This window comes from Desulfatiglans sp., from assembly GCA_012513605.1.
Classification (GTDB): Bacteria; Desulfobacterota; DSM-4660; order Desulfatiglandales; family HGW-15; genus JAAZBV01.
Genome location: JAAZBV010000121.1, coordinates 1 through 15,324 on the forward strand (window position 1 = coordinate 1; position 15,324 = coordinate 15,324).

11 protein-coding genes are annotated in these 15,324 nt (G+C 43.2%); 7 read left to right on the forward strand and 4 right to left on the reverse strand.

Annotated features, from left to right (window positions below; genetic code table 11):
- The 5 genes from GX654_16060 to GX654_16080 all read left to right on the forward strand — a co-directional run.
- On the forward strand, positions 1 to 1,131 hold a 1,131-nt coding region (locus tag GX654_16060; protein NLD38376.1), incomplete at its 5' end, for an FAD-dependent oxidoreductase.
- A gap of 28 nt (positions 1,132 to 1,159) precedes the next feature.
- Positions 1,160 to 2,932: a 2Fe-2S iron-sulfur cluster binding domain-containing protein gene (locus GX654_16065; GenBank protein NLD38377.1), complete on the forward strand. Its 1,773-nt coding sequence runs from the start codon at positions 1,160 to 1,162 to the stop codon at positions 2,930 to 2,932.
- 444 nt (positions 2,933 to 3,376) lie between these two features.
- Positions 3,377 to 4,741, forward strand: a complete 1,365-nt coding sequence (locus GX654_16070) for a hypothetical protein (GenBank protein ID NLD38378.1) — start codon at positions 3,377 to 3,379, stop codon at positions 4,739 to 4,741.
- Between the two features lie 133 nt (positions 4,742 to 4,874).
- A complete protein-coding gene (locus GX654_16075; GenBank protein ID NLD38379.1) occupies positions 4,875 to 5,348 on the forward strand; it encodes a (2Fe-2S)-binding protein in 474 nt (157 codons plus the stop codon).
- A gap of 4 nt (positions 5,349 to 5,352) precedes the next feature.
- Positions 5,353 to 7,524 carry a molybdopterin-dependent oxidoreductase gene (locus GX654_16080; GenBank protein NLD38380.1) on the forward strand — a complete coding sequence of 724 codons (2,172 nt, stop codon included), beginning with the start codon at positions 5,353 to 5,355 and terminating at the stop codon, positions 7,522 to 7,524.
- 7 nt (positions 7,525 to 7,531) lie between these two features.
- On the opposite strand, the gene GX654_16085 is transcribed toward GX654_16080, so the two are convergent.
- Complete coding sequence (locus GX654_16085) at positions 7,532 to 9,691, reverse strand: response regulator (protein NLD38381.1); 2,160 nt, start codon at positions 9,689 to 9,691, stop codon at positions 7,532 to 7,534.
- 254 nt (positions 9,692 to 9,945) lie between these two features.
- Here GX654_16085 and GX654_16090 point away from each other — a divergent pair, with 254 nt between their 5' ends.
- Positions 9,946 to 10,740, forward strand: coding sequence for an SDR family oxidoreductase (locus tag GX654_16090; GenBank protein ID NLD38382.1), 795 nt, complete (start codon positions 9,946 to 9,948; stop codon positions 10,738 to 10,740).
- Between the two features lie 95 nt (positions 10,741 to 10,835).
- Here GX654_16090 and GX654_16095 read toward each other — a convergent pair whose 3' ends face one another.
- The 3 genes from GX654_16095 to GX654_16105 form a co-directional block, all read right to left on the reverse strand.
- The gene (locus GX654_16095; GenBank protein ID NLD38383.1) at positions 10,836 to 11,069 is read right to left on the reverse strand and encodes a type II toxin-antitoxin system prevent-host-death family antitoxin; all 234 of its coding nucleotides are present in this window, start codon (positions 11,067 to 11,069) and stop codon (positions 10,836 to 10,838) included.
- 96 nt (positions 11,070 to 11,165) lie between these two features.
- Complete coding sequence (locus GX654_16100; protein ID NLD38384.1) at positions 11,166 to 12,272, reverse strand: 4Fe-4S binding protein; 1,107 nt, start codon at positions 12,270 to 12,272, stop codon at positions 11,166 to 11,168.
- A 174-nt stretch (positions 12,273 to 12,446) separates the two neighbouring features.
- Positions 12,447 to 14,099, reverse strand: a complete 1,653-nt coding sequence (locus GX654_16105) for a DUF5597 domain-containing protein (protein NLD38385.1) — start codon at positions 14,097 to 14,099, stop codon at positions 12,447 to 12,449.
- 306 nt (positions 14,100 to 14,405) lie between these two features.
- On the opposite strand from GX654_16105, the gene GX654_16110 reads away from it, so the two are divergent.
- Positions 14,406 to 15,314 (forward strand): glycyl-radical enzyme activating protein, encoded by a 909-nt coding sequence (locus GX654_16110; GenBank protein NLD38386.1) that lies wholly within the window; start codon positions 14,406 to 14,408, stop codon positions 15,312 to 15,314.
- The last annotated feature ends 10 nt before the right edge of the window (positions 15,315 to 15,324 follow it).

Consider the following 15,324-nt stretch of genomic DNA (forward strand, 5'->3'; position numbering starts at 1 on the left):
ATCGCCATAATAGGGGCGGGGCCATCAGGTTTATCATGCGCATATTTTCTTGCCAGGATGGGTTACAAGCCGGTTGTATTTGAAAGTGAGGCGCGACCGGGAGGAATGCTTGTGCAGACCATCCCTGCATACCGCCTTCCAAGGGAGACAATTGCCCGCGAGATACGCATGATAGAACGCATGGGTGTAGAAATTATTACTCAGAAAAAACTGGGCCGTGATTTTACCCTTGATAGTCTTAAAAAAGATGGATATGAGGCCATCTTTATAGGCATTGGAAACCCAGATGGAATCCGGCCTGTTATGCCGGGCTCTGACGCTAAAGGTGTTGATGAGGCAGTGGAATTTTTAAGAGAATACAATATCAGGGGTTCTGTTAAATGTGGAAACAGGGTAGTGGTAGTGGGCGGTGGAAATGCCGCAATAGACGCTGCAAGAACTGCCCGTCGCCTTGGTGCTGATGTAACAGTTATATATCGCAGGACCATTGAACAGATGCCTGCCTACGCTGAAGAGATTGAGGAGGCCAGACAGGAAGGTGTTACCATACGCGGGCTTGTTAATCCTGTGGAGATAGAGGTTAAGGATAATAAGGTCATTGGCGCGCGCTGTGTTGAGATGACCCTGGGTGATTTTGATCACAGCGGAAGAAGGAAGGCTGAAACAAGCAAAGAGACATTTGTTATTGAGGCTGACCAGGTGATATTTGCGATCGGGCAGACCACTGACCTGAAACATATACTTGCAGGTACAGATATCGATATTATAGGGGATTCCCGCATCAAAACAGATGCGCGTACAGGCCAAACTTCTGTGCCATGGATATTTGCGGGTGGTGATCTAACCAGCGGGCCTGCCTCTGTTATCTGGGCGATATCAGCTGGTGAACGGGCAGCATACGGCATTGACATGTATTTTACCGGTGAAGATCATGCCTTCTGGAGAGAAGAGAAAAAAGTCGTTACCAGTTATGACCCAAGCGCTGATCCGCTACCTTACAAGAGAGAAAAGCTCCCGCTTCTTGCTGTAGAACGACGTCAGAATAATTTTGATGAGGTTGAGCAACCATGGGTCGAGGCTGAAGCGGTCAGGCAGTCAAAACGCTGTCTGCGCTGCGATTATGGTAAATGATGATTTGATATGAAAACAGGAGATAAATATGGTTAATGTCACTATAAATAATGCAGCGGTCTCAGTTGAAGATGGCTCAAGTGTACTTGAAGCGGCTAGGAAAGCCGGTATCAAAATACCAACATTATGTCATCTGGAAGGGCGCCCGGCACAGGGCGCATGCAGGGTCTGTCTGGTAGAGATAGAAGGGGCCAGGAGCTTATCGGCTTCATGCGCAACCCCGGTTACTGAAGGGATGAAAATATTTACCAATACAAAAAAGGTAAGGGAGGCAAGGAAAACTGTTGTTGAACTCATGCTCTCGGAACACGGGGGCAACTGCCCTACCTGTAACAGAAATGAAGACTGTGAACTTCAGGCCATAGCCCGTGAAATGGGCATTGAGATGGTAACATATCAGGGTGAGACAGCGAAAAGTTTTATTGATGACAGTACACCCGCCCTTGTTCGGGATAATTCAAAGTGTATCAAGTGCAGAAGATGTGTAACAGTATGCAATGAGATACAGTCAGTCGGCGCACTTTTCCCCCAGGGAAGAGGCTTTGATACTGTAATAGGCCCGGCATTTGCATTGAACCTTGACGGTGTTGCATGTGTTCAGTGCGGCCAGTGTGCTGCAATTTGTCCGGTAGGGGCAATCAGTGAAAAGGATGATATAAAAAAGGTATGGGCAGCCATTGATGATCCTGCTAAATATGTTGTTGTGCAGACCGCCCCTGCAATCAGGGCAGCACTTGGAGAGGAATTCGGTTATGAGCCGGGAACACTTATAACAGGTAAGATGGTAAGCGCCTTAAGACGACTGGGTTTTAATGGTGTTTTTGATACCAATTTTACCGCTGATCTCACCATAATGGAGGAGGGGACTGAACTTTTAACACGCCTTAAAACAGCGCTGGTGGATAAGAAAAAGGTAGCTCTCCCCATGTTTACCAGTTGTTCTCCAGGGTGGATTAAATTTGCGGAATACTATTTTCCTGAGTATCTGCCAAACCTTTCCACCTGTAAATCACCCCAGCAGATGTTCGGGGCTGTTGCAAAGACCTATTACGCATCAAAGATAGGTAAAAAGGCCGAGGATATTATTGTCGTATCGGTCATGCCATGTACCGCGAAAAAATTTGAGGCAAACCGGCCCGAGATGAACTCAAGCGGGGTTACGGATGTTGATTATGTCCTTACCACTAGGGAGCTTGCAAGGATGATTAAGCAGGCGGGTATTCAATTTACCACACTTCCTGATGAAAAGATGGATTCACCCATAGGGTTAAGTTCCGGGGCGGCTGATATATTCGCCAATACTGGCGGCGTTATGGAGGCGGCACTTAGAACAGCATGGGAGATAATTACAGGTAAAGAGCTTCCCATGGATAAGCTGCATGTTGCCCCTGTTGCAGGCCTTAAAGGGATCAAGGAGGCATCAATTAAAATAACCGGGACGGTTAAGGAATGGTCTTTTCTTGAGGGTGTTGAATTAAAGGTCGCTGTTGCTCATGGGTTGGGAAATGCGAGAAAGGTTTTAAATGGTCTGAAAAACGGGCAAGCATCATATCACTTTGTTGAGGTAATGACCTGCCCAGGCGGTTGTATCGGAGGGGGCGGACAACCGAGATTTACCGATAACTCTGTCCGGGAAAAAAGGATAGCGGCCATCTACAAGGAAGATGAAGGAAAAGAGATCCGCAAGTCACATGAAAACCCTGAAATTAAACAGATATACGAGGAGTTTTTAAAGAAGCCGCTCGGTGAAAAATCCCATCACCTGCTTCACACAAAATATAAGGAGCGGGAAAAAATATAAATTAATGAGGCGGGTTGCCTCCTGATGCAATGATCAATGTTATTTGTATTTTTTTTAGAAGGAAATTTTCTATGGACAAAATAGGGGCGAATAATTATTCGCCCTCTATCTTTTCCGATTTTATAAAAATAACAGTTTATTGAAACAAATGTGCTATAGAATATTGTAACCCTGATATGATGCAGATAAAATAAAACTCATAAAAAACTGTTATATATTTAGTAAATCAAATACCTATCCCAGGCGATCAGCTCTTTACCAATCGGTTAATAATTCTCAGCATAAAAACAAAAAGTTGTATTGACAATTTCTCCTCTGAATATGTAGTATCAGCAACCTGAAAGAGGCGCAAATGGCAGGACATAATGCCTGTTATTATTGTTCGGAAATCATGCGGCGCTTATGAGATAAACCAAATTATTTGTCTTAAAGGAGAACTTTAAAGTGGAAAAAAAGCTTCCTGGTATTGTTGTTAACAGTTATGGTGCTGCAAACTTCAGCCTGTCTCTGATGATGTCCCTGGGGATGATGTACTACTCCATATTCCTGACAGACGTTGCAGGGATATCTCCTATGGATCTGGGTATTATCATGCTTATTGGAGGTACCCTTGATACCATCTCGATTTTTATTTCTGGCAGTATGATCCAGAAGGTAAGGATGCGGTGGGGGCAGTTCAGGTCATGGTTCCTGTTTGTACCAATCACCACATTTATATTTTTCACTCTTTCCTTTACAAACCTGCCATTAAGCTATGGCGCTAAAATGGCATACCTGACAGCCGCATACGTAATAGGTCATGTGAGCCTGAATTTCGCTTTTAACTCGCACCTGGGTTTTATTTCGGTTCTGACAACCAATGTTAATGAAAGACTGAGGATTTCTGTAAGAAATATTCAGTTTGGTATGGCCAGTCAGATTGTCTTCAGCCTCGGAATTATCCCTTTGCTGACCTATTTAAAGGGTGGCAGCCCAACAATGGCCTATTTTTACATTGTTGCGTTACTTGGCTTTTTCCAGATGTTCGGTTACTGGAATCTTTTTTACCAGACAAAGGGAGTTGAAACAAACGGCTCTGATAAGAATCAGGGAACCGAAAACAAAATTACTTTATGGGAAATAATTGTCCAGCTTGTTACAAACAGGCAGCTTTTACTTTTAATGGCTGCAGACTGCATGTCTCAACTCGGTATATTCAGCATGTTGAACATGGCTGTATATTATTTAAAATACATAGCTCAAAATGAACTCTGGATGTCTACCCACACACTCTTCACAAGTATTCTAAGCTTTGTAACTGCATTGTATGCCCCTTTTGTTATCAATCTTCTCGGAAAGAAAAAAACATATATTATAGCCATGGCATGGGGAGCAGCCGCATATTTTATGCTGCGTGCATTCGGCATGTTAAGTGTGTACCACTTTACAATCATTGTTTGTTCGGGAAGCCTTTTATTGGGTGTGGCCGGCCCAATGCGTCAGGCAATGTATATGGATGCGGCTGAGTATGGCTATTACAAAAAAGGCAAGGATGCCAGTGCCTTTATTATGTCTATGTTTACTATTCCCATTAAAATTGCATCATCGCTTGCTGTTGCAGTGGGAGGGGTTGGGCTGGACTATATAGGTTATATTGCAAATACTGAGATGACTACAGAGATGGCAGGAAAACTTATGGATATTATATGTTATATACCTGCCGGTTGCGGCATTATTGCCCTTTTAATAATGTCTTTTTATTCACTTAACGAGACTAATCTTGCTAAAATAATGGAGGCAAATAATCTGAAAAGGGCTGTTGCAAAATAACAATAAAAAGATCATCCTTAAGGCCGGTTATTATGTGTAACCGGCCTTTATTTTTACTTCTTTGCAAAATCAGAGAAATCCTTTACAATCACTTTAAAAGATGTCCAGCCAAACCACATTAGGGAGTCACAAAATGAAAGAAAAGATCAGTTTCACTATTAATGATAAACCGGTGACACTTGAGGTCGAAGGTGACAGAAAACTTCTATGGGTGCTCAGGACCGAGCTTGGTCTTACCGGGACAAAATATGGATGCGGTGAAGGTGTATGCGGGGCATGCACTGTGCTTATTGATGGTGATGCCATGCAGTCATGCCAGGTTCGTATAAGGGATGTGGCAGGATCAAAGGTCACTACCATTGAAGGTCTTGAAAAGGGTGGCAAGCTCCATCCCATCCAAAAGGCATTTGTTGATCATGATGCGCTCCAGTGCGGTTTTTGCACACCGGGCATGATCATGAAGGCGCACAGTATCCTCACAGAAAATCCTAATGCCAAAAAAGAAGAGATAGTAAATGCAATGGATGGCAACCTTTGCCGCTGCGGGGCCCATCCAAGGATAATAGATGCCATAGTTGATGCTGCCAAAATATTAAAAAAGGGGTAATGCCATGAAACAAAATCATAAAGATGATTTGATGAAAGGCCCAGTAAGTAGTGATATCGATTATGACAGACGTGATTTTTTCAAGAAAATTGGGTTAATCGGGGGTGGCATCATTATTTACTGCACCATAGGTGACACAGGCAGCTCTATAGCACAACCCGGGTTTGGCTCTACCCCTGATTTTAACGCATTCCTGAGGATAGGCACTGACGAACGGGTTACATGTTTTATCGGAAAGGTGGATATGGGGCAGGGCACTATTACATCCTTTCCACAGTTGGTGGCAGAGGAGCTTGATGTCGCATATGACAGTGTGGACATGGTCATGGGTGATACTGATACATGCCCCTGGGACATTGGTACAGGCGGTTCAATGTCCATTCGAATTGTAGGTGTGCAGGTCAGGAGCGCTGCTGCCGAGGCAAAGGGAGTATTAAAGCTGCTCGCGGCAGAGTATCTGAAATCCCCTGTTGAGAGACTTAAAACAAAAGATGGTGTTGTGTTTGACACAAAAAAATCTGATGCAAAAGTCACCTATGGTACCCTTGCAAAGGGAAATATAATAGAAAAACATCTGGAAACAAAGCCATCTGTTACATCTCCCGATGGTTTTGAGTTTATTGGTAAACCATATTTTCATCAGGATGCATACAAAAAGGTTACTGGCATTGCGCAATACGCCGGTGATATCCGGCTTACTGACATGCTGTACGCAGCCATCCTGAGGCCCCCTGTACATGGAGCATTACTGAAAAGCGCTGCTCTTTCCGAGGCAAAGAAGATAGAGGGGGTGCAGGTTATTGAAGATGATAATTTTATTGCTCTTCTGCATGAAGCCCCTGATATTGCCAGAAAGGCTTTAAGCATGGTAAAGACAGAATATGATCTGCCCAGTTTAAAACTCAATGATAAAAATATATATGAGCATCTTCTTCAGACCCCTGTGCAGGCGCAGGTAAAGGAGAAGAAGGGAGAAATTGAAGAGGGGATGAAACTGGCAAAGGAGCTGTTTGAAGAGACTTATACAAGCGCCTATGTGGCCCATGCACCAATAGAAACCCACACGAGCCTCGCAACCATAGAAAATGGCAAGGTCACCATCTGGGCATCTACCCAGTCGCCATTTGCAGTCCAGAGAACAGTCGCCGAGGGGATGAAGCTTCCTGCTGACAAGGTAAGGGTTATTACACCTTTTGTGGGTGGAGCCTTTGGAGGGAAGCTTACAATGGTTACAGACAGTAACCTTGAGGCGCTTGAGGCAGCAAGGCTGTCGCATCTGACAGGAAGGCCCGTTCAGGTCTCATTTTCAAGAGAGGAGGAATTTTTTTATGACACCTTCAGACCTGCTGCAATTGTGAAGATAAAATCAGGGATTGATGGTTCGGGTAAAATTGTCTTTTGGAATTCTAATGTGTATATGGCCGGTGATGGAGGCGCTGAGGTCATATATAATATACCTCACCAAATGGTGAACATTTATGGCACATGGATGATGCCTCCGCCTGGCGCTCATCCATTCAGAATTGGCCCCTGGCGGGCCCCTGGAGTCCCTAATAATATTCATGCAAAGGAGATGCAGATAAGTCTTATGGCGGCAAAGGCAGGTATTGACCCGCTTGAGTTCAGATTGAAAAACCTTAAGGATGAAAAGATGATCGGTGTCTTAAAGGCCGCTGCTAAAAAATTTGGTTATAAGCCTGTAAAACCTTTAAGCGGCCGAGGCATTGGCATATCGTGCGGTATAGATGTTGATACCTATGTGGCTCATATAGGCGAGATCGAGTTGGATAAAAAAACCGGTGAAATAAGGGTGAAAAGGGTCGTTTGTGTATATGACATGGGGCTCTGTATAAACCCACAGGGGACAAAGATACAGATGGAGGGGGCATGCATTATGAGCATGGGGTATGCCCTTTCAGAAGGCATAAGATTCAGTGATGGCGCTATACTGGATAAAAATTTTGATACCTACAGGATTCCCGGGTTTTCATGGGTGCCAAAGATAGATACAGTGATACTTAAAAAGGATAATGATCCGCCGCATGGCGCGGGCGAGCCTGCTGTAATTGGCATGGGTGCGGTTATTGCATCAGGTGTATTTGATGCAACGGGGGCAAAGCTCCTTGAAATGCCCATGACACCTGAAAGGGTTAAAGCTGCGCTTGGTAAGGTTTAATGAGGTATCATCTCCCCAGCTCTTTTTTAACCGCCAGGCCAACCCGTTCAAGTGTAAGTGGCTTTTTGAGGTATTGACCTGCCCCCAGATCCAGGGTCTTTTTAACCTCAATGGTTTCAGCCATACCGCTTACAATAATGGCCTTCTGATCAGGCCTTATCTTTTTAATTCGGCTGTATGTTTCGCACCCGTTTATACCCGGCTCCATTATCATATCAAGCAGAATCAGCTCCACCGGGTTCTTTTTTATATACTGGACAGCATCTTCACCACAGGAAACAGCAACGCAATTGTATCCAAGCGCATTTAATATTGAACATGAGATTTCCCTCTGAGTCTCTACATCATCAACAACGAGGATGGTCTCTCCTTTACCCTTTAATTCATCTATGGATAAAGGCGCCTCTTTTTTTCTTGTCTCAACCCTGGTTATAGGGAAGTACAGCTCAAAATTTGTACCCTTACTGTCACTTGTTACATCTACATATCCTTCGTGATCCTGAAGTATATTCCATACAACGGCAAGACCAAGTCCGGTACCGCTTCTGCCGATTTGCTTTTTGGTGAAAAAGGGTTCAAATATCCTTTCTATGTACTCATGAGGTATGCCAGGTCCATTGTCCGCTACTGAAAGAACAATATATTCTCCTTCTTTAACATCCTGATATCCCTTAACAGGCCTGTCAAGGTATTTGTTGGCTGTGAAAATGGTTATCTGACCTGTACTCTCAGCTGCCTCTGATGCATTTGAAACCAGGTTCATTATGATCTTTCTTATGTGGATAGCAGACCCATGAATATTGAACAGTTCATCATCCAGGCTAGTTCGGACCTTGATCCCGGGATAATATTGCCTGATTTTGCTGAACTCGGGTGAGTCCAAATAGTCCTTTATAATAATATTCAGGTTTAGAATTTCTTTAGGCGATGCGACTCCTCTGGCTATGGTAAGCAGATCCTGCACAATCGCAACAGCCCTGTTCCCTGATTCCAGTATGGTATTTATAGGTTTTCTGAGCTTACTATCCTGCGGCAGATCCAGAAGCAGCAGCTCCGGATAACTTACTATCCCTGACAGGACATTATTAAGATCATGCGCCACCCCTCCTGCCAGCAGACCCAGTGATTCCATTTTTTTTGATCTGGCAAGTTTCTCTTCACTTTCTTTCAACTTTTTTTCTGCGCGCCTGCGCTCTATGGCGTTGCTCAGGGTTTCCCCTGCCATATGCAATAGAAACTGTATTTCATTACTCCATGCCTGATGCCTTTTCATCGAATGCAGACCTATAAAACCGATCATCCTGTCATCAAGCTTCATAGGAACCACTACCATGGATTTTACACCATTTGCCTTGAGATGTTCTTTTTCAATATTGAATTCCTCTGGCAGGGCCTCAACATCAGGCATATTAAATACCTCATGTTTCTCGATATAACTCGCCAGCATTGGGTGATACTGGGACAGCTCTCTGTTCTTCAGATTCTCTTTGTCAGGGTTGATCCCCTGTGCACACCATTCGTGAGTATTGTCGACTATTTCAAGGTCATCCCTGAACAGAAACACAAAGGCTCGATCAGCGCCTGAAAATGCACCAATCAAGGCCAGTGCCTTATCTATGCCACGGTCAATCCGGTCTGAACTTAATCCCACGAACTCGGAGGATATCTCGCTTATGAGCCGCTCCATTTCAGCGCTCTGCTCCAGTATATTAAGCAGTCGTTTATGTTCGGTTATGTCAAATGATATTGCCAGAATAACAGGCTTGCCTCCCAGTTCAGCGGCGTTAAGGTTTACCTCACTTATGTACTTGGTGCCATCCTTTCTGACTGATACGGATTCAAAACGGACTGCCTTGCCTGGCTTGAGTTTAAGCCACACATTTTCCATGTCGTTTCTTGTTACTGTATCAGGGTCAAGATCCTGTACATGCATATTGAGCAGGTCTTTTTCCGGGTAACCCTTTACCCTTGCGGCCTCCTCATTTATCAGCAGGATTTTTCCTTCAAGGTCATGGACTATCACATCACCGGGCAGGTTCTGGAGTATGGTTTTAAGGCTGTTCTCCTTTTCTATAAGGATATCTTCAGCTTTTTTCTGTTTGTCTATTTCCTTTTCAAGTTTGTTAATCCGTTCAACCAGTTCTTCATATGGGGGCTTTTCAACCATTGATTGTCTCCGTTCATCTATGAAAGAAATATCGGTGTAAAAACATATTTACTTGAAAATATCCTTTTCTTTTGACTATATATTGTCCATCCATAAAGAGACAAATTCTGGATGGACATTTTATGACAATATATTAAAAATAATATTAAGTATATTAAAATAATGTTAAATGCTTGTATTAAATGTGCCTAAACTTTTTATTAATAAAGCATGGTGCCTGATGTAATACAACCTGAATGAAAAAGGAGATAAAAATGATCCAGTCAATTACCAGCATGAAAAACGCATTTGATCTTACCGGAAAAAACGCCCTCATAACCGGGGGTAACAGGGGGCTTGGTCTGGGGATAGCTAATGCAATGGCGCAGAGCGGCGCCAATATTGCCATCTTCTGCCGTGATACAGGCAAGGCAAAGGAGGCCATGGCCGAGCTTAACGCTATTGGCGGCAGGCATGGGGTTTTTTCATGTGATATTACCGACATAAAGAGCGTACGAAAGTCTGTTAAGGAGGCATACGATGCCTATAAAAATTTTGATATCCTGGTCAATAATGCAGGTATATCATGCTTTAATGAGCTCCTTAACATGGATGATGAGCTTACCGACTGGTACAATGTGGTTAATACAGACCTGAACGGTACTGTCCATATGACCTATGAAGTAGGAAAAAGGATGAGGGATGCTGGCAAGGGCGGGTCTATCATCAATATCACATCAAATGCGGCGTTTATTGTTAACAAGACACAGCCCATGAGCCCTTACAGTACTGCCAAGGCAGCAGCCAGCCACTTTACACGCTGCATGGCTGTTGAAATGGGCAAATACAATATCCGTGTAAATGCAATAGCTCCCGGTTTTACCAATTCCGAGCTTTCCAAATTTATACCTGAGAGTGAGCTTTCATATATAATCAACCAGATGCCGGCCAGGCGGTTTGGTGAACCGATCGAGGTGGGGGCAATGGCCGTATACCTTGCTTCACCAGCATCTGCTCAGGTAACCGGCACTGTAATGGTTATTGATGGGGGGTATATGCTCTCGTGTTGATTCCTTAAAGGGGCAGATTATTAGGTTTAAAATTATCAAACTAAGAGGTTCAGGACAATAATAGGAAACAAGAACACTTGTATCGACATATATCATTAAAAACGATCCTCTTTTCGGGCATCCACAATCGATTGGCTCATTGATTTACCACCTATCTTTATTGATGACCGAAAATCCTTAAGACTCGGCAGCTTCCAATTATTCTGAGGTGAAACTATTTTAGCTATTGTTTTTCCTCTTCGTTTTATAATGATCTCTTCTCCGGTCTCAACCCTGTCCAACAGAGCGCTAAGATTGGATCTCGCATCTCTTATGTTGACTTCCAGCATATTGAACCTCCTTTTGTACACTAAAAGTGTACACCATAATACCGACTCAATCAATAAGGGTCTATAATGTTTTTATCTGAAGCGGATCAGACAATTTTAATGAAGAGATTCTTTATTTTTTATCTCAAAATCCTTCAGTCTGGTTTCGGGCTCATGATACCTGCGAAAATATCTTGTGAGAGAGGTGTAGGTAAACAGGGTATTAACAAACGGTATCCGGATAAGCAGCCAGTATATCCAGTATGAAATAATTATGGCAGGAATTACATAAACCATTTCAATAATCTGTTTTACCCAGAGGTTTTCAATCCCCATAGCGGCGAACAGACCTGTCTTTCGCAGTAATAGAAAATTTATTGGCACAGATGTGATAAAAAAAAGTAATACTCCCCATGAATGGCCTGCAATTATTGCCTCCTTTTTACAGTATGCCATGCATCGCATGCATGCTTCGCAATGGTATGTCCAGAAAGGCACTTTGTTCTTTCCGGCCTGTCTCATCCTGATTGCCTGGTTAGGACAGAATTCGGCGCATACTCCGCAACCATTGCACCGGTTGTCTGTGAACATCATCTTTGCCATAAACAGCTTGCCGACAAGGAGGTAAATGATGGGGAAAACCGGGATCAACCAGAACAATAGAACAGCCCAGGCAAGCTCCCAGAGGTTATTCCCGAAATAAAACACCTTTTTACCATTTAGAATACGATCCATTACCGGGCCAATTTTGCCCCTTGCCCTGATTAACATTGACTCAATATTTTTTGTGTTCATCCCCCAGTGAAAATTTATCATGTTCACAGGCATATCCAGGCTGAACATGCCCTTAACCCTGTATCTCTTTACCAATAAAATGATTGCTGCTAGAAAATTTCCAAAACCTACAGCCCCAGGTATAACAACAGGGCCAAGCGGTATCCCCCCTCTGGTAGAAATGATGACCACCGGTGCATTATTTCCGGAAGGTATGCAAAATAAAAATTTGATCATCGACCATGGGGCCATCAGTCCATGAGCGGGGAACATTACACCAAGCAGACTTTCTTCCTCCGGTTTTATTTCATCTCCATGTTTTACATGGTCGATCATTTTGATCTCTGTGGGCACAGCATGGGATTCAGCTATCTCCTTCATCCATTCGGCCACACGATAGGTATTGCCTGTACCACTCATCACATATAAAATTATATTCCGAAAGGACATACTGTTTACCTTAATATTATCTAGTGTCCATCCAGAAAGAGGCAAATTCTGGATGGAGCTTTCAGCAGTCAGCTATCAGCTGTCAGCCAAATCGTTGTTTTTAATGCCTTTCGCTGAAAGCTGAACGCTAATGGCTGACCGCTTGAATCCAAAACAACAGTTTTTGGATGGACACTATCTATATTCATACAGCTCAAATCTCTGTATGGAGAAATCATTTCTGAAGACCCTGATATGCCTTCCTTGGTGGGTCTGGTCTCCATTTAAGTGGCGGATCACCTGCCATTTATTGTCTTTTAATCCGCCCTCTTCTGTTTTGAGGATACCTATCCTTTTACCTGGATCACTATTATCTATGAAGGTTATTGCTATACCTGATCCAGCAACATAAAACTCATTCTCACCTGTCCTTATTATTATTGCACCGCCCGGAACCCAGTGTTCGTCTACCGCTTCCGCCTCCCACCCAAGTGTATGAGTGTGCCTTACTGTAAATTCATATTCGCCGAATTGTACTTTCATCTCAGGGTTCTTTTTATCAACAAGAATACCATCTATAATATCACTGCCCTGATGTTTTGTTATCAATGGGGTTATCTGTTTAATAATATCATATGCCTTTGCGAGATCAGATTCTTCGGGGTTTTCAATGGACTCTACTGAAAAGGGTGAAAAGCCCAGGCTCTCATAGCGGCCAAGTGTAAAAAACGCCTTTGCTGCTGTGCCATTATCTATTCCCGCCTCAGGGATAAAGAGGGGATTATTATTTCGTGTGTACAGGTCACACCAGTGTTGAATATTTGGGAAATAGATATCCGGCGCCAGAAAATCTATGGCCGGTCCACCTGCCTTCCAGATGTCCATGAGGTGCGGGAGTGGCCCCGCGCTTGGATAGCCCTTACCCGGCGCGGTATCAGGGCGGTTTAATGCGGCATTAACAAACATGGGTAATGGATAAATCTTTTTACCGGTTTCAACTATAGCATTTGTATAGGAGGCGAAGTGCCAGGCCATAAAAATTTCATCCGTATGCACACCTTTACCAAATACCTCTTCCCATGTCCCTTTTGTTTTAGAGCCACTCCTTTCCCAGACAGCACGGAATTCAGGCACCAGGGTTCCCCTGTTGTCGGTCATATATTTTATAAGTTCTATTGGAACAGGGGCATTAAATTTTTCATTCGCCAGATTGCTGTAATCACGGGCTGATGGAAGCATCCCTATCTCGTTTTCTGGCTGGATCATTATTACTGTATTATTGGCGCTATCGATCTCACTTATGTGTCTCATCAGGGCGTTAAATGCATTCATGTCGGCCTTGAGATTGTTTTTGCTTAAGGGTGTTAATATCTCCTGGCTGATACCGTTCTCATCCTTGGCCCTTGGAAATCTTTTTTGATCGGTTTTGACCCATGCAGGGGCATGGGAGGACATACTGTTTTTCCATGATCCGAACCAGAGCAGGATCAGCTTTAAATCCATTTTTCTGGCCTCGCCTATGAGCTGATCATACAACTCAAATGCAAACTCCCCCTCTTCAGGCTCAATCAGTTCCCAGTACACAGGCGCAAGGACAGTATTCATGTTCAACGCCTTTAATTTTGGCCATACAGGAGCCATGTACTCAATGGATGTAAAGGTTGAATTCCCAAGCTCGCCCCCGCAAATGATGAACGGTTTATTATCAACGATTAATTGGGTTGTATTTCCCTGTTTTGTAAGATATGGGAGTTGATCATTTTTTTTTAAAACAGGGTCTGCGGCGTAAAGATGCAAAGAGAGAATGAAAAGCAGGGCTACTGTTAAATACAGTTTTATTTTATTCATCTTATATACCTTTAAAATGTTGACCAGTGAGTAAAAAAATAATAAAGCAGTTTGCATGTATAGCTGTTATAAAAACATCCGGTTCTTATCTCAAACCAGTAAATAAAAATATACAGGCAAAAACCGGGTTTGTCACTAGAGAAAATTTAACCCCTAAGTTGTTGAAGCTTCAATAACTTTCCGAAATCACAGGATAATCGGCATATTTATTGTTTACATTTGGTTGACATACCTATAATATCTGCTTAATTTTTATAAGTGTTTGGAAGAATTACCGATTAGTGATTTAAGGATTTAGCTTTTAATATGGAAAGTGCAGTTATCACCAATATTCAGGGGTATTCAATACACGATGGTCCGGGTATACGGACAGTGGTTTTTTTCAAGGGCTGCCCCCTCTCATGCAAATGGTGTCAGAACCCTGAATGCATATCAGGCTTGCCTCAGATAGGTTTTATCGAGCTCTTATGCAAAGGCTGCGGAAAATGTCTTGAAACCTGCCCGAATAATGCAATCAGTACAGACAATGGCAAGCACCGTATTGATTATTCCCTCTGTAATTCCTGCGGTATATGCACTGAAAACTGTATGTATGGCGCCCTTGTAAAATATGGAAAGCACATGACTGTTGATGAGGTATGGGATGAGGTGAGGCGTGACAAGATTTTTTATGATACTTCAAAAGGCGGTGTAACTGTATCGGGGGGCGAACCCATGCTGCACCCTGACTTTGTGAAACGACTTTTTGAGTTATGCCACGGGGAGCATATAAATACCTGCATTGAGACCTGCGGTAATGTGAAATTAAACAGCTTTCAGGAGGTTCTGCCTGTAACAGATCATTTTCTATTTGATCTTAAACACATGGATGAGGAAATCCATAAGGCTAACACAGGCAATACCAATAACATGATACTGGAAAATGCAGCATTCCTGGTTCAAAACAATGCGGATATCATATTCCGCAATCCCCTGATACCAGGCGTAAATGATACTGAAACAAATATTGACGCAACAGCAGGGTTCTTAAAGGGGCTCGGTAATAATGCATTAAGGCTTGAACTCATGCCCTTTCACAGGATGGGCAAGGACAAGTACAGGGCGCTCGATATGGCGTATCGTATGGGAGAGACCGCTATTATGAAAATAGAAGAGATAGAAATGGTTAAAAAGGCATATACTGATCGTGGTATAAACTGCACGATCTCAAGGTAATATATAAGCA